Source organism: Rheinheimera oceanensis, assembly GCF_018831085.1.
GTDB classification, from domain to species: Bacteria; Pseudomonadota; Gammaproteobacteria; order Enterobacterales; family Alteromonadaceae; genus Alishewanella; species Alishewanella oceanensis.
Genome location: NZ_JAGPNM010000001.1, coordinates 89485 through 104276, shown reverse-complemented (window position 1 = coordinate 104276; position 14792 = coordinate 89485). Strand labels below are relative to the sequence as shown.

Sequence of the window (14792 nt, the reverse complement as noted above, 5' to 3'; positions counted from 1 at the left end):
AATTGTTTTGATTTTTGAAAATTATCTATAGCGTGTATTTGTATATTTTGTTTAATACTATGTCAAATCAAATACGATATTTGGAATGTATATCGTAAAAATTTATGTTGTTGTCTAGCGTCAGCGTTCCTATTGTAGTTACAGCTGTGTCAATAGCCATTCTGTCGTGTTAGCCTTACTTCGTTGTACTTTTACACTACACTTAGTTAACAGTAATCAGTACGAGGTATGTTATGACCACTCCTAACCCCTACGCCGACAAACTTACGGTAGATAAACAGCAGTATCGTATTTTTAGTCTGAATAAGGCTGCAAGCAAGTTTGGTGATATCAGCCGCTTACCGTTTTCACTTAAGGTATTGCTGGAGAATCTTTTACGTAACCTTGATGGTGATACCGTAACCGATGCTGATATTCAGGCATTGGTTGATTGGCAAAAAACCGGCACTTCAGAGCGCGAAATTGCTTTTCGCCCCGCCAGGGTGCTAATGCAGGATTTTACCGGCGTGCCTGCAGTGGTTGATTTAGCCGCCATGCGTGCTGCGGTGGCGGCGCTGGGTGAAGACCCGGACAAAGTAAACCCGTTGTCGCCGGTAGATTTGGTAATTGACCACTCGGTAATGGTAGACCGTTATGCTACGGAGCAGGCCTTTACGCAGAATGTTGATATTGAAATGCAGCGCAATTATGAGCGCTATGCATTTTTACGCTGGGGCGCCAAAGCCTTTGCCAATTTTCGTGTAGTGCCACCGGGTACCGGTATTTGCCATCAGGTGAATCTGGAATATTTGGGGCAGACGGTGTGGGCAGAGCAAACTGCAGACGGCCAGTTAGCTTACCCTGATACACTGGTAGGCACCGATTCCCATACCACGATGATTAATGCGCTGGGTATTTTGGGTTGGGGTGTCGGCGGTATTGAAGCTGAAGCGGCTATGCTGGGCCAACCGGTGTCGATGATTATCCCTGAAGTGGTGGGTTTTGAATTCACCGGCAAGTTAAATGCCGGTATTACGGCAACCGACTTAGTGCTTACCGTTACGCAAATGCTGCGCAAGCATGGTGTGGTGGGCAAGTTTGTTGAGTTTTTCGGTGATGGTCTGGATCAGTTAGCGCTGGCAGATCGTGCCACTATTGCCAATATGGCGCCGGAATACGGTGCAACTTGTGGCTTTTTCCCGGTTGATCAGGTAACGCTGGATTATCTGCAGCTTACCGGCCGTGATGAGGCTGTTATTGCCAGAGTAAAAGCCTATAGCCAGGCGCAGGGGTTATGGCGGCAAAAAGGTGTTACACCAGTATTTACCGATACTTTGCATCTGGATTTAAGCACGGTGGTGGCGTCACTGGCTGGCCCGAAAAGACCGCAGGATAAAGTGACATTAAGCGGGCTGAAGCAACACTGTGACGATGCTATAGCACTTGAACCAAAAGTAAGCAAAGAACGTGATGCTGAAATGGTAAATGAAGGTGCGGCACAAGCCGAAACAATACAATCAGGGCGCAGCTTCGAGCTGGATGGCCACCGCATGCAGTTGGACAACCATGCCGTAGTTATTGCCGCTATTACCTCTTGCACCAATACATCAAATCCCAGTGTGTTAATGGCGGCAGGCTTGCTGGCCCAAAATGCAGTGGCTAAAGGCCTTGCCCGTAAACCCTGGGTAAAAACCTCACTGGCGCCTGGCTCCAAAGTGGTTACCCGCTATCTGCAACAGGCAGGCTTAATGCAGCCGCTTGAGCAACTGGGTTTTAATCTGGTGGGGTATGGTTGCACTACCTGTATTGGTAATTCAGGCCCTTTGGCCAAACCGATAGAAAATGCCATTAGCAGTGCAGATTTAAATGTCTCGGCGGTATTGTCTGGTAACCGTAATTTTGAAGGCCGCATCCATCCGTTAGTTAAATCTAACTGGCTGGCTTCACCACCATTGGTTGTGGCTTTTGCACTGGCCGGCACAATTAATATTGATTTAAACAACCAGCCATTGGGGCAGGGGAAAGATGGCAAAGACGTATATTTAAAAGATATCTGGCCTGATAGTAAAGACATTGCTGCTGCAGTGGCGCAGGTAACCAGCAGCATGTTCAGTAAAGAATATGCGCAAGTGTTTGATGGTGACGAAAGCTGGCGCGCTATTGATGTATCACAGGCAAAAACTTACACCTGGCCCGAGTCGACCTATATCCGCCAACCGGACTTTTTCCGTGGTATGACACGCCAGCCTAAGCCGATAGCCGACATTGTTAATGCCCGCTTGTTGGCTGTGCTGGGAGATTCGGTGACAACCGATCATATTTCACCGGCCGGTTCGATCAAGCAAAGCAGCCCAGCCGGTCAGTATCTGCTTGATCATGGTATTGATAAAGCCGATTTTAACTCTTACGGTTCGCGCCGGGGTAACCACGAAGTGATGGTGCGCGGCACCTTTGCCAATGTGCGTATTCGTAACGAAATGGTACCGGGCACAGAAGGCGGGGTAACCAAGCATTATCCGTCGGGTGAAACCCTGCCAATTTTTGATGCGGCTATGCGTTATCAGCAGCAGGAGCTGCCGTTGATTGTGGTTGCAGGTAAAGAGTACGGCACAGGTTCATCGCGTGACTGGGCAGCCAAAGGCACGCTGATGCTGGGAGTGCGGGCAGTGTTGGCGGAATCGTTTGAGCGTATTCACCGTTCTAACTTAATTGGCATGGGTGTATTGCCGTTGCAGTTTCCATCGGGGGCAGATCGTAAAAGCCTGAAATTAACCGGAGAGGAGAGCTTTAGCCTGAGCGGCTTAAATAACCTGAAACCACGGCAAAAGCTTGAGTTAATAATTACTTACGCTGATGGTGCCAAGCAAGAGCTGGACGTTATCTGCCGTATTGATACTGGCAACGAGCTGGCGTATTACCAGCATGGCGGTATTTTGCATTATGTGCTGCGCAGGATGATCGGCGCCGCCTGAGCAACGTCGATTGCAAAAAAGCTGATTTTTTAATCAGCTTTTTTATTGCTTGCAATTTATACGATAACTGCTATTTTGATATCAAAATAATATCAATTTAAGAGGGCTGGTTATGTTGCAGGAACGCATGATTAACAGTAAAGGCGGTTTTGGCATGATTGGGGTTTTGCTACTGGCGCAGTTACTGACATTAGCAGGGCTGGTGGTGTTGCCGGGGGCTGTAAAAGTTGTGGCTTTATTGCTGGCAATAGTGGTGTTTATCTGTTGGTTTGGTTTTTATATGGTGCACCCGAACCAGTCGGCAGTGCTGCAGTTATTTGGCCGTTATGTTGGTACCGATCTTAATAATGGCTTGCGTTGGTCTAACCCTTTATACAGCAAGCAAAAAGTATCGCTTCGGGTACGTAACTTTGAAAGCAGCAAAATGAAGGTAAATGACAATGCCGGTAACCCGGTAGAAATTGCGGCTGTAGTAGTATGGAAAGTAGTAGACAGCGCTGAAGCGGTATTTGAAGTGGATAACTACGAGAACTTTGTCAGTATTCAAAGCGAGTCGGCTATCCGTCATTTGGCCTCCAGCTATGCTTACGATGCCGGCAATGATGAGGCTATCAGCCTGCGCAGCAGCACAGATGACATCACAGAGCTGCTTAAAAGCGAAATTCAGGCCCGGTTAAATAAAGCCGGGGTGCAGGTGCTGGAAGCCCGCATTAGCCACTTAGCCTATGCGCCGGAAATTGCCAGCGCCATGTTACAGCGCCAGCAGGCCGCAGCAATAGTGGCAGCACGCCAGCAAATTGTTGAAGGTGCTGTGGGTATGGTAGAAACAGCGCTGGAGCGGCTATCTGCGCGTAACGTAGTGCAACTGGATGACGAGCGCAAGGCCGCAATGGTCAGTAACCTACTGGTGGTATTGTGTGGTGATCATCATGTGCAGCCGGTAATTAATACCGGTAGCCTGTATCAGTAGGGGTTGTTGTGGCTAAAAAAGCCTTTGCTTTACGTATTGACGAAACAATGCTCAGCGCTTTGCAGCGCTGGGCAGATGATGAGTTTCGCAGTGTTAACGGCCAGATTGAGTTTTTGCTTAACGATGCGCTGAAAAAAGCCGGCCGGTTAAAACCGGCAAAAGATCAGGCTGACGACGATTAATGCAGCAGCCAGAACACCACAGGTAAGCTAACCAGTCCCAGTAAGATACCAATACCAATAATGCCGCTAACCAGACGCGGTGCCAGCCCCGCCATAATGGCAATAGCACCGGCAGAGATCATCGGTGGCATTGCTGCCTGAAAAATACTGACATCCACAGCAATACCACGTTGGCCAACACTAAACCACAGCGCAGCCACCAGCGCAGGCATTAGTGCCAGTTTAATCAGCAGCGCACAAATAAGCGGCGATATTTCGCTTTTACTGAATTTGATAGTCAGGGCAAAGCCTACCGCTACCATTACCACCGGTACCAGAGTTGCCGCCAGATTATCAATTAACTGTGTGGCAAAGGGCGGGTACTCAGTGCCGCGCAGCAACAAACCCAGTAGCAAGGCGATAAACGACGGAAAGGTAATAATTTTAACGATAATACCTTTAACAGTTGGTTTGGCTGCTGTTGGGCTGTACAGCGCAGCAATAACCGTAACATAGCTTGCCAGCGCAATAAATGAACCCAGCTGATCGTATACCACCGCATATGGCATGGCGTGACTGCCAAATAAGGCCTCTGTCATCGGAAAGCCTAAAAACGAGGTATTACCCAGCGGCAGCACGATTAACAAGGCACCGGTAACCTCGCGGGGCCAGCGAAATACTTTACTGAGCAGCAATACTGTTGCCACTACTGCCAGCAACAGCAACCAGGGCGTAACGGCCGGAATAAGTAATGCAGCAGAAAATTGTAACTGAGGTACGTTTTTCAGGATCAGTGCAGGCAGTGCAACATAAAGCACATACATATTCAGTGCAATACCGCTGTTTTGCGGCATGGCAGGTAACCGGCGCAGCAAAACGCCAATGCACAGATAAGCCAGGATAAGCAGAAAGTTGTCCATCAAATCTCACTTGGGTTATAACTGGCAGCAAGCGCCAGTTTTGCACTTTTGGATAGTTGTTTAAGTTGATACTCGGCTTTAGCGGCAGTGCTTTTATCTGCAACGGGCTGTTGATATACCAGCGTTAACGGCCCTTTACCGCGTAGCGCTTTAGCACCGCCAGCCAGCTCGCCACTATGCTGGCGCAATCGCCTGACAGGATCGGTACTGATACCGGTATACAGCATGCCGCTGCCGGTTTGCACCATATACAGATACCAGTTGCTCATGGGGTTAACTCCGTACAGCGCTGTTCTGCTATACTGCGCGCTTTAAGCCGTGTGCCGTATTTCAGTGCAATAACGGCAACGGTAGTTAAGCTTTGGCAAAACAGGAATTTTAATGTCATTTCAATCTCTCGCCCTGGCGGCGCCCATTTTACGTGTTCTGTCAGAGCAAGGCTATGCTGCTGCGACGCCGGTGCAATTGCAAAGTATACCGGTGATTCTGGCCGGTAAAGATGTGCTGGCTGGTGCGCAGACCGGTACGGGTAAAACTGCGGCCTTTACTTTACCGTTGCTGCAACAAATGCTCAATGCGCCTAAGGTCGTAGCGCCAAATCAGGTGCGGGTACTGGTGTTAACGCCAACCCGGGAACTGGCGCAGCAAGTGTATGACAATGTGCGTAAATATAGCCAGTATCTGGACACCCGCTCAGCGGTGTTTTATGGCGGCGTGTCTATTCGGCCGCAATATGATGAAGCCGGGCAGGGGCTGGATATACTGGTAGCTACCCCGGGGCGCCTTATTGACCACCTGCACCAGAAAACCGTGGATTTATCCGCGTTAGAGGTGCTGGTACTGGACGAAGCCGACCGCATGCTGGATATGGGCTTTATTGTTGATATCAAACGCATTATGGCCAAGTTGCCTGCTAAACGGCAAACGCTGCTGTTCTCTGCTACCTATTCCAGCGAGATAAAGCAACTGGCCGATGAGCTGTTAAACAATCCGCAGTTAATTGAAGTCGCGGCAACTAATGCTGCTGCAGAGCGGGTAGAGCAACTGGCATATTTAGTTGACCGGCACCGCAAACGCGAGCTGTTATCGCATGTTATTGGTAAAAATAACTGGCCGCAGGTGCTGGTTTTTGTCCGCACCAAACACGGCGCTGATCGTCTGGCGAAGCAACTGGCGAAAGACGGCTTAAAAAGCGCAGCCATTCATGGTGATAAAAGCCAGGGGGCCCGCACCAAAGCACTGGCCGATTTTAAAGCCGGAGCTGTACGCATTTTAGTGGCTACCGATATTGCCGCCCGTGGCCTGGATATTAACGAACTGCCTTATGTCGTGAATTACGATTTACCGCAGGTGTCAGAAGATTATGTGCACCGTATTGGCCGCACCGGCCGTGCCGGTAACAGTGGTGTGGCGTTAACATTGATCACGCCGGAAGAAATTAAAGCGCTGCAGGATATAGAGCGGCTTATTCAACAGGTGATCACGGCTAAAATACTACCGGGTTACGAGCACGACCCTACCTATGTTTCACCAGAGCAAGCGCAGGCACGCCACGGTGACGGGCCGAAAAAACCGGCAAAGAAAGGTATGCTGAAAGCCAAGCTGCGCGCTAAGGCCTTAGGTAAAGCATAAAACGAAGCAGACCATAGTGTCTGCTTTTTTAGGTGTATAGCTGTCTCTATATAGACATATTAATATTAATGGTCTATATTGATACCAATTGGCAAGGTGCGAGGTTGTTGTTATGCAAGCAGTACAGCTCGACAGACAAAACCAGCGGCAAGTCGCTGCTACAGGGCTTAAAGCCGTATTTGCTATTCTGGATAAATGGCAATGCTCGCCAGAGCAGGTGCAGCGCATTTTACAGATCTCCAAAGCGGCATATTACAAATACCGTAATGACCCTTACTGCGCCAGCTTAACGCAAGACCAGATAGAGCGTATAAGCTACTTGCTGAATATTCACAGCAGCTTAAGGCTATTGTTTGATAACCCGCAAAACCTGTATGGTTTTATGGCATTACCCAACTATAACCCGTATTTTAATGGTAGCAGCCCGCTGGATATTATCAGCAGCGGCCAGTTTGCGGCGCTGTACGAAACCTTTAAACACATTGATGCCTTGCGTGGTGGCATGTGGTAGGAAAGGCGAGTGCGGGGCCGGATAATTTATCTCAGGTTAAGTTGCATCAGCAGCACAGCTACCGGCTGATTAACTCGAAATATCCGCCGCAGTCGGTGTTTGACGATGTAGCCGACGCCGATGAATTTGACGCTTTATTTGCACTGCAGGCTTTAACCAACCCCAGGCTGAAGGCGCAGGCCGGTAACCTGAGTTTGTTACCCCGCACAGAGATCCCGTTTGGCATTGCCGGCTGCTCTTATGCTGTTGCACCTTTTACCCATGTAAACCCGGCCGGTAGCCGTTTTTCTGATGGCCGTTTTGGTGTGCTATATCTGGCCGATAGTGTGCAAACAGCTATTAGCGAAGTGGCTTATCATCAGGGCCGTTACTGGGCCCAAGTACCCGGGCTCGCCTATGAGCGTTTTGTGTTTCGTGCCTTAAGTTGTCAGTTTGCCGATGTTAGCCTGGCAGATCTAACGGCCTTGTCACCAGAGCATGCTGTTTATGCGAAAGAGGATTACAGCGCAGCCCGTGCGCTTGGGATCCATTTACGCGGGCAGGGCAGTGCCGGTGTGCAGTATTACTCGGTACGTAACAGCGGTGCTGTGTGTTGGGGCTTATTTAGCCCGCGGTATGTCAGGCAAATTGTTCAGTGCGGCCATTATGAGATGATCTGGCAAAATGGCAGTATCAGCGCTGTTAACCAGATTGTCAGTTGCGCATAGCCATCCTGCGCTCTGTGTAGTTAATCTAGCTGCGATACAAAGTTTTAATCAGGTGAAAGCCGAACTGGGTTTTTACCGGCCCCTGCACTTCCAATAGCGGGCCTTTAAATACAGCATCATCGAAGGCTTTTACCATCTGGCCTTTGCGGAACTCGCCTAAATCGCCGCCTTTTTTACCCGACGGGCATTGTGAGTGCTGTTTGGCCAGTTTGCCAAAATCGGCGCCTTTGGCCAGTTGCTGTTTAAGTTTTTCCGCTTCTTCACGGGTTTTTACCAGTATATGTAAGGCGCAGGCTTTGGACATGGTCGTGCTCTTCGCTGTTTAGGATTAAAAGATCGCTACGGTTACAACATCCGTTTTGGCTTGTCACAGCAACTCGCTCGCTGCTTACGCGCTCACTCAGACACTCTGTGACAACCAAACCGGAGTTCTAACCTGCGCAGGTTTAGACCGAGCTAATAGTGGAGCAAGGTAACAACTAAACAGGGCGTCTGCGGCATGGAGGCCGCAGAGACAAATTCGTCCGGAACGAATTTGAACTGAGCAGCAGCCCGGCAGGGCAAGCTCCATGGATGGATTCACGGCGTCCCTGTGTGTTGTTACCTTGTGGAACTAAACACTTGCTACTGTTTTCCACACGGCTGTTGCTGGGTAATACAGTGAATATTACCACCACCCAGCAGAATCTCGCGGCCCGGCACTGTGACTACTTTATGCTCCGGATACAGGCTTTGCAGAATGTCTGCTGCCACCTTATCGTTAGGGTCATCAAAAGTAGGCAGAATTAAACCGCCATTACACAAATAGAAGTTAATGTATGAACCGGCCAGGCGGGCGTTGGCCTCGCGTGGAATGGCGCTCATGGTCGCATCAACGGTGGCGTACTCTTCGGCTTTGGCGATAATTGGCGCCGGTACCGGCAGCTTATGTACTTTAATTTTACGGCCTTTGGCATCCGTTGCCGCTTCTAAATAATCCAGCGCCGCTTTGCTGCGGGCATACTGTGGATCAGTTTCGTCATCAGTCCAGGCCAGCACCACTTCGCCAGGCTTAACAAAACAGGCCATATTGTCAATATGGCCGTCGGTTTCGTCGTTAAAGATACCGTCTTCTAACCACAGCACTTTGTCAATGCCCAGATAATCACGCATCTGCTGTTCAATCTGCTCACGGTTTAAATGCGGGTTACGGTTGCTGTTTAACAAGCACTCTGCTGTAGTTAACAGGGTACCTTCACCATCAACATGAATAGCTCCGCCTTCCAGCACAAAGCCCTCGGTGCGGTAGCGTGGCAGTTGCTCAATACCGAGCACTTTGCTGGCCACCTGATCGTCTTTATCCCATGGGAAGTACAAACCACCGTTTAAGCCGCCCCAGGCGTTAAAAGTCCAGTCAATACCGCGTACTTCGCCTTGAGCGTTAGTAACAAAGGTTGGCCCGGTATCACGACACCAGGCGTCGTTGTTTGAGATCTCAACTACGCGGATAGGGAATTTTGTGCCGGCATCGGTAAGCTGCACCAGCGCATTGGCGTATTGGTTAGCAGATACGCCAACGGTTACCGGCTCAAAACCGGCAATGGCTTTAATTACCGCCACAAAAGCTTGTTGGGCCGGCTTGGCACCTAAACGCCAGCTGTCGGTACGCTCTGGCCATACCATCCAGGTTTGTTTATGTGCAGCCCACTCGGCAGGCATGCTAAAACCATCGGCGCGTGGCGTGCTGTTTAGTGTTGTAAAGGCCACTTAGTTACCACCTTGTTTCACAGGTTGTTTGGTTTCGCCATCTTTGGTCATAACAGCACCGTAGATATCAATACGGCGGTCACGGAAAACGCCCCAGGCACGGCGGGTAGCAGCAACGGCGTCTAAGTCGAAGGTATGCACCAGCACGGCTTCGTCTGTCTCGTTGGCCTCTTGCACCTTGGCACCGGTTTCGTCGGCAATAAAAGAGCTGCCGTAGAAGGTAATATGGTAATCGCCTTCGGTTTCGGTACCGATACGGTTAGAGGCAATCAGTGGCATTAAGTTAGCAGCGGCATGGCCTTGCTGTGTGCGCTGCCAGTGATCACGTGAGCTGATGGTTGCATCGTGCGGCTCGCTGCCTATTGCCGTAGGGTAGAACAGCAGCTCGGCGCCCATTAATGCCATGCTGCGAGCACACTCGGGGAACCATTGATCCCAGCAAATGCCCACGCCGATTTTGGCGTACCTGGTAGCAAACACTTTAAAACCGGTATCGCCGGGCGTGAAGTAGTATTTTTCGCTGTAACCCGGGCCATCCGGAATATGGCTTTTACGGTAAGTGCCCAGGTTTTCGCCGTCGGCGTCGATAATTACCACGCTGTTATACAGGCAGTTGCCGGCGCGCTCGTAAATACTGATGGGCAGTACTACGTTTAGCTCTTTGGCGATTTTAGTAAAATGCGCTACGGCTTTGTTCTCTGCTACTGTAGTGGCAAAAGCTAAATAATCCGGTTTTTGTTTCTGGCAGAAATAATTGCGCTCAAACAACTCCTGCAGCAGGATAATTTGGGCGCCCTGAGAGGCCGCTTCACGCACTAAACGCTCGCCACGTTTGATGTTTTCATCAACATTCCAGCCGCCAATCATTTGAGTTGCAGCAACGGTTACATTACGCATCAGTTATCTCCGACAGAGGGTAAAACCAACAGGCTAGCATCAGTTAAGGCGCTTGCCAAACAGGGCGCGAAAATGCCGTATTTTTGTCGTTGCGTCAACGCTTTTTAATAAAAAAACAGCAGCAGAAAATACTACTTTGTCCGCTGCTGTAAACAGGTGAGAGACGACCTGAAAAATGACAGCTTTACTGCAACGCTAACTCGGCCGCTTTTAGCAGCAATTCGCCCTCCAGCCGGGTTTTATAGTTAATATGTACATAGTTAAACAGCGCTTCGCCTTTAGTGTTAACGATGTATACTGCCGGCACCGGCAGCACTACTTTCTCAGTGCCGGTTTCGGTGGTGATCAGGTTGCCGAGTTTGCCTTTGTACGCCGCTGCGGTTTTATCATCCAGATAATACGCCAGGCCAAAAGCGCTGCTGGCAGCAAAGCTGGTGTCAGACAACAGTGTATAGTTCAGCTTCTGGCCGCCGGTGTCTTTTAAGCTCTTATTGATTGACGCAGTGCTATCCGGTGTTATAGCAATCAACTGATAACCCAGCTTATTAAGCTGCGGCTCAATATCGCGCAGTGCAGATAATTGTGCATTGCAATACGGGCACCAGCCGCCGCGATAAAATACCAGTACGCTGGGCTTTTGTTTTACCAGATCCACAAGTTGTACCGGGTTATTGTCAGCTGTTGTTAAGCTGACGTCCGGTATGGTTAAACCATTCAGCAAAGGTGTTACCTGCTCAGGAGAGGGGGCTATGGTAGCAGCCATAAGTTTGATGCTAAACAATAAAGCTATAGCTGCACTTAGATAAAGTTTCATAAAGTGTCCTTGTTATCCGAATTTTGAACTAACAAAGACAGGCCCTATGCCATTTTACTTTCAGTATTCAACAATAAATGGCAGTTTTCGTTTTTACGCGGCTCTGGCGTACAATGCCGCTAACAGAGAATGTGATTAATACCTATGACTACTAATACAGCGTCTGAGCATAATATCGACATCAGCATTGTTGGCGGCGGCATGGTAGGTGCAGCTATTGCACTGGCGTTAAGTCAGGCGGGTATGCGTGTTGCCCTGATAGAAAAGCAGCCACCGCCAGAGTTTAATGCTGACAGCGCGCCGGATTTACGGGTGTCATCTATTAACCTTGCCAGCGAAGCCTGGCTAACCCAACTCGGTGCCTGGCAAACACTTGAGCAGATGCGCCTGTGTCCTTATCAGCGCTTACAGGCGTTTGAACAACCGCACAACATAGTTACCTTCAATGCGGCAGATATTAAACGCAGCCATTTGGGCTCTATTGTAGAGAATAATTTACTGCAGTTGGCGCTGTGGCAGCAATTTGGCGCTAATGTCCGGCTATTTTGCCCGGCATCTGTCAGTGAGTTACACCAAAACAATGACAGTGTGACATTGCTGCTCGACAGCGGCGAAACACTAATAAGTAAACTGGTAGTTGCAGCAGATGGTGCTAACTCACAACTGCGCCAGCTGGCTGGTATTGGCACCAATGGTTGGCAATACCGTCAGGCGTGTTTAGTTGCCCTGGTTAATACATCTTACCCGCAACAAGATGTCACCTGGCAGCAATTTACGCCAAGCGGGCCAAAAGCCTTTTTGCCATTGCCGGGTAATCAGGGCTCAATAGTCTGGTACGACGAGGCCACAAGGGTAAAACAGCTGGCGGCTCTTAGCCCGGCGCAGTTAACGCAGGAGCTTGTTAAAGCTTTTCCGGCACAAATAGGTGCGGTAGAGGTTGTTAACAGCAGTTGGTTTCCGCTGGCACGGATGGACGCTAACCGCTATCACGCCGGCCGTGTGGTATTAGCCGGTGATGCCGCCCATACCATTAACCCGCTGGCGGGGCAGGGCGTTAACCTGGGTTTTGCTGACGCTAAACTGCTAACAGAGCTGATAATTGACGCACAACGGCATAACACTGATATTGGCAATATTGCTTTGCTGCAACGTTATCAGCGCAAGCGTAAACCAGCAAATTTGCTGATGATGAGTGCGATGGATGGCTTTTATCAGGTATTTGGTAATGATATTACGCCGCTGCGTAAACTGCGCCAGTTTGCATTAGGTGTGGCGGCGCGCAGTACTATGTTAAAAACACTGGTAGCGCGTTATGCAGTTGGTTCGGAATAAAAGCAAAAACCCAGCCTAAGCTGGGTTCTTCTGTTTAATGGCAGGGGCGGCTGGATTCGAACCAACGCATGGCGGGATCAAAACCCGCTGCCTTACCGCTTGGCTACGCCCCTACTGAAACACTGTTGTGTGATCGTCGTTTGGCAGGATTTTACGAAAACTACGTTCACTGAATTAATGGCAGGGGCGGCTGGATTCGAACCAACGCATGGCGGGATCAAAACCCGCTGCCTTACCGCTTGGCTACGCCCCTGCAAAAACTTGTGTGCAACCACTTTAAAAGTGGTGCGGAGAGAGAGACTCGAACTCTCACACCTCGCGGCGCTGGAACCTAAATCCAGTGCGTCTACCAATTCCGCCATCCCCGCATGCACAGGTAAAGTTAAGTGGTGGCTACAGCGGGAATCGAACCTGCGACCCCAGCATTATGAGTGCTGTGCTCTAACCAGCTGAGCTATGTAGCCACGCTAACTTGACCTAAGCAAGTGGCGCGTATTATCCAGAACTGCCCCTATAGCGTCAACCGTTTTTTCTCTGCTTGCGCTTAACTAGCGTTTGTTTGCTGTTTTTTTGCCCATGCTGCTGTAGTTTCAGACAAAACACCATCATTTAGCAACATTAAACCCGGTATGGTGCGTCTTTGTCAGAAACGTGGGGTCAGTAGCTGAATAAAATAGCCGTTTAACTAAATATTTACGTTTTAATTCGAGTATTTAAGTTGGGTAAGCTAACTTTGATAAGTTTTGACCGGTAATTTCCCTGGAGGTTGTCATGTTTGGCCGTTTCGGTAAAAAAGCGCTACAAGAAGAAAATGAACGTTTAAAAGAAGAAGTTAATATGCTGAGGCAGGCTAATGCCAGTGTCCGCAAACACATGATGCATTTGAAACTTGATGCTACTGGCAGTATTCAAAAGGTAAATGATAACTTTGTAAACGAAACCCAGATGAGTGAGACTGATGTACTCAGCCGCAATCTTAAAGAGCTGGTACCGGTTGAGTTACGAAGTACAGAGCATTTTAATAAGATGCAAAAAGCCTTGGGCTCGGGCAATTTCTGGAGCGGTGCCTGGCAAATTGTTAACCGGCAGGGGCAAGCCCTTTGGATCAGAATGGCGCTTTGTCCAATTAAAAACCGGCAGAACGATCTGGAGCGGTTTGAGGTGTTTGCCTCTAATCTAACCAGAACTATCGAAACCTCACAACAATATGAAAGCCTGGTTAAGGCTATGCAACGATCTACAGCAGTGATTGAGTTTGACCTGTCAGGCCACATATTAGCTGCCAATGACTTGTTTTTGGGCGCTACCGGCTATCGGTTGGAAGAGATTAAGGGTAAGCATCACCGGATGTTTTGTCCGCCAGAGATTGCAAACAGCAGGGAGTATGAGCTGTTTTGGCAAAAATTAGCTAAAGGACAGTTTATTGCCGAGCGTTTTAGAAGGGTTGATCGTGCCGGCCGTGAGATTTGGCTGGAGGCATCATACAACCCGATTGATGATGCTACAGGCAAATACTATAAAGTTGTTAAATTCGCCACAGTGATTACCGAGCAAGTAAAGCAAGAGCGGGAAGTATCAACCGCCGCTCAGGTAGCGTACGAAACGTCACAAGCTACTGATCATAGTGCTAAGAGCGGTATACAGGTTATGAATGATATGGCCGCAGTAATGGGGCAGCTTGAGCAGCAGATGACAAAGGCAGTGGAGAATATTAATGACCTTGCTAAACAGTCGCAGCTTATTGGCTCTATTATTCAAAGTATCAGCAGCATAGCTGATCAAACCAATTTGCTGGCGTTGAATGCGGCAATAGAAGCTGCCCGTGCCGGCGAACAGGGCCGTGGTTTTGCTGTAGTGGCAGACGAGGTGCGGCAACTGGCGTCTCGAACCAGTGCGGCGACAGTTGAAATTGTTGAGGTAGTTAGCCGTAATCAGCAGCTTTCTGACGGCGCGGTCAGCATTATAGAAAGCGGGCAGCAACAGGCAAAGAATGTTAACGGTTTAGTTACCCAGGCCAGGGTGACCATAGATGAAATTCAGGAAGCAGCACAAAAAGTAGTGGCAGCAGTTTCACAATTCGCCAACAGGCTGGCGAAATAGTTCAGGCGCTGTGCTGCTACACCGACCTCACTGGCAATAAAAAAGCCGTTG

Annotated in this window: 15 protein-coding genes and 4 tRNA genes; 8 read left to right on the top strand and 11 right to left on the bottom strand. The window is 49.3% G+C overall.

Features of this window, described 5'->3' with window-relative positions; all coding sequences use genetic code 11:
- Positions 1-233: 233 nt before the first annotated feature.
- The 3 genes from acnA (at position 234) to J3B89_RS00490 (ending at position 4103) form a co-directional block, all read left to right on the top strand.
- Entirely contained in the window at positions 234-2951 is a 2718-nt protein-coding gene (gene acnA / locus J3B89_RS00500) for an aconitate hydratase AcnA (RefSeq protein ID WP_215395563.1), read from the top strand.
- A gap of 112 nt (positions 2952-3063) precedes the next feature.
- A complete protein-coding gene (locus J3B89_RS00495) occupies positions 3064-3921 on the top strand; it encodes an SPFH domain-containing protein (protein ID WP_215395562.1) in 858 nt (285 codons plus the stop codon).
- Positions 3922-3929: 8 nt separating this feature from the next.
- Positions 3930-4103, top strand: a complete 174-nt coding sequence (locus J3B89_RS00490; protein ID WP_215395561.1) for a type II toxin-antitoxin system antitoxin — start codon at positions 3930-3932, stop codon at positions 4101-4103.
- On the opposite strand, the gene J3B89_RS00485 is transcribed toward J3B89_RS00490, so the two are convergent.
- From J3B89_RS00485 to J3B89_RS21340, 3 genes are read right to left on the bottom strand one after another with little or no spacing between them, the layout of a single operon-like run.
- Positions 4100-5002, bottom strand: a complete 903-nt coding sequence (locus tag J3B89_RS00485; protein WP_215395560.1) for an AEC family transporter — start codon at positions 5000-5002, stop codon at positions 4100-4102. The two genes, J3B89_RS00490 and J3B89_RS00485, sit on opposite strands and share 4 nt — an antisense overlap.
- Positions 5002-5271, bottom strand: a complete 270-nt coding sequence (locus J3B89_RS00480; RefSeq protein ID WP_215395559.1) for a GIY-YIG nuclease family protein — start codon at positions 5269-5271, stop codon at positions 5002-5004. The genes J3B89_RS00485 and J3B89_RS00480 overlap by 1 nt, the downstream gene beginning before the upstream one ends.
- Entirely contained in the window at positions 5268-5390 is a 123-nt protein-coding gene (locus J3B89_RS21340) for a hypothetical protein (protein WP_285895581.1), read from the bottom strand. Before J3B89_RS21340 ends, J3B89_RS00480 begins: the two co-directional genes overlap by 4 nt.
- Here J3B89_RS21340 and J3B89_RS00475 point away from each other — a divergent pair.
- The 3 genes from J3B89_RS00475 to J3B89_RS00465 all read left to right on the top strand — a co-directional run bounded on the left by J3B89_RS00475 (position 5384) and on the right by J3B89_RS00465 (position 7852).
- Positions 5384-6634: a DEAD/DEAH box helicase gene (locus tag J3B89_RS00475; RefSeq protein ID WP_215395558.1), complete on the top strand. Its 1251-nt coding sequence runs from the start codon at positions 5384-5386 to the stop codon at positions 6632-6634. The genes J3B89_RS21340 and J3B89_RS00475 overlap by 7 nt on opposite strands.
- Before the next feature lie 112 nt (positions 6635-6746).
- Positions 6747-7145 carry an antitoxin Xre-like helix-turn-helix domain-containing protein gene (locus tag J3B89_RS00470; RefSeq protein ID WP_215395557.1) on the top strand — a complete coding sequence of 133 codons (399 nt, stop codon included), beginning with the start codon at positions 6747-6749 and terminating at the stop codon, positions 7143-7145.
- On the top strand, positions 7139-7852 hold the full coding sequence (locus J3B89_RS00465) for an RES family NAD+ phosphorylase (protein WP_215395556.1): 714 nt from the start codon (positions 7139-7141) through the stop codon (positions 7850-7852). Before J3B89_RS00470 ends, J3B89_RS00465 begins: the two co-directional genes overlap by 7 nt.
- Before the next feature lie 25 nt (positions 7853-7877).
- Here the strand turns inward: J3B89_RS00465 and ppiC are convergent, their stop codons facing one another.
- The 4 genes from ppiC to J3B89_RS00445 form a co-directional block, all read right to left on the bottom strand.
- Positions 7878-8156 carry a peptidylprolyl isomerase PpiC gene (gene ppiC / locus J3B89_RS00460; RefSeq protein WP_215395555.1) on the bottom strand — a complete coding sequence of 93 codons (279 nt, stop codon included), beginning with the start codon at positions 8154-8156 and terminating at the stop codon, positions 7878-7880.
- A gap of 320 nt (positions 8157-8476) precedes the next feature.
- Complete coding sequence (aguA, locus tag J3B89_RS00455; RefSeq protein ID WP_215395554.1) at positions 8477-9598, bottom strand: agmatine deiminase; 1122 nt, start codon at positions 9596-9598, stop codon at positions 8477-8479.
- Positions 9599-10495 (bottom strand): N-carbamoylputrescine amidase, encoded by an 897-nt coding sequence (aguB, locus tag J3B89_RS00450; protein WP_215395553.1) that lies wholly within the window; start codon positions 10493-10495, stop codon positions 9599-9601.
- A gap of 184 nt (positions 10496-10679) precedes the next feature.
- Positions 10680-11309 (bottom strand): peroxiredoxin-like family protein, encoded by a 630-nt coding sequence (locus tag J3B89_RS00445; protein WP_215395552.1) that lies wholly within the window; start codon positions 11307-11309, stop codon positions 10680-10682.
- Between the two features lie 144 nt (positions 11310-11453).
- On the opposite strand from J3B89_RS00445, the gene J3B89_RS00440 reads away from it, so the two are divergent.
- The gene (locus tag J3B89_RS00440) at positions 11454-12641 is read left to right on the top strand and encodes an FAD-dependent oxidoreductase (protein ID WP_215395551.1); all 1188 of its coding nucleotides are present in this window, start codon (positions 11454-11456) and stop codon (positions 12639-12641) included.
- 38 nt (positions 12642-12679) lie between these two features.
- Here J3B89_RS00440 and J3B89_RS00435 read toward each other — a convergent pair.
- The 4 genes from J3B89_RS00435 to J3B89_RS00420 all read right to left on the bottom strand — a co-directional run bounded on the left by J3B89_RS00435 (position 12680) and on the right by J3B89_RS00420 (position 13105).
- Positions 12680-12754, bottom strand: a tRNA-Gln gene (locus tag J3B89_RS00435).
- A gap of 65 nt (positions 12755-12819) precedes the next feature.
- Positions 12820-12894, bottom strand: a tRNA-Gln gene (locus tag J3B89_RS00430).
- Between the two features lie 30 nt (positions 12895-12924).
- Positions 12925-13009: transfer RNA gene (locus J3B89_RS00425), tRNA-Leu, on the bottom strand.
- A 19-nt stretch (positions 13010-13028) separates the two neighbouring features.
- Positions 13029-13105: transfer RNA gene (locus J3B89_RS00420), tRNA-Met, on the bottom strand.
- A gap of 307 nt (positions 13106-13412) precedes the next feature.
- Between J3B89_RS00420 and J3B89_RS21335 the strand changes: the two genes are divergently transcribed.
- The gene (locus J3B89_RS21335; RefSeq protein ID WP_215395550.1) at positions 13413-14741 is read left to right on the top strand and encodes a methyl-accepting chemotaxis protein; all 1329 of its coding nucleotides are present in this window, start codon (positions 13413-13415) and stop codon (positions 14739-14741) included.
- The last annotated feature ends 51 nt before the right edge of the window (positions 14742-14792 follow it).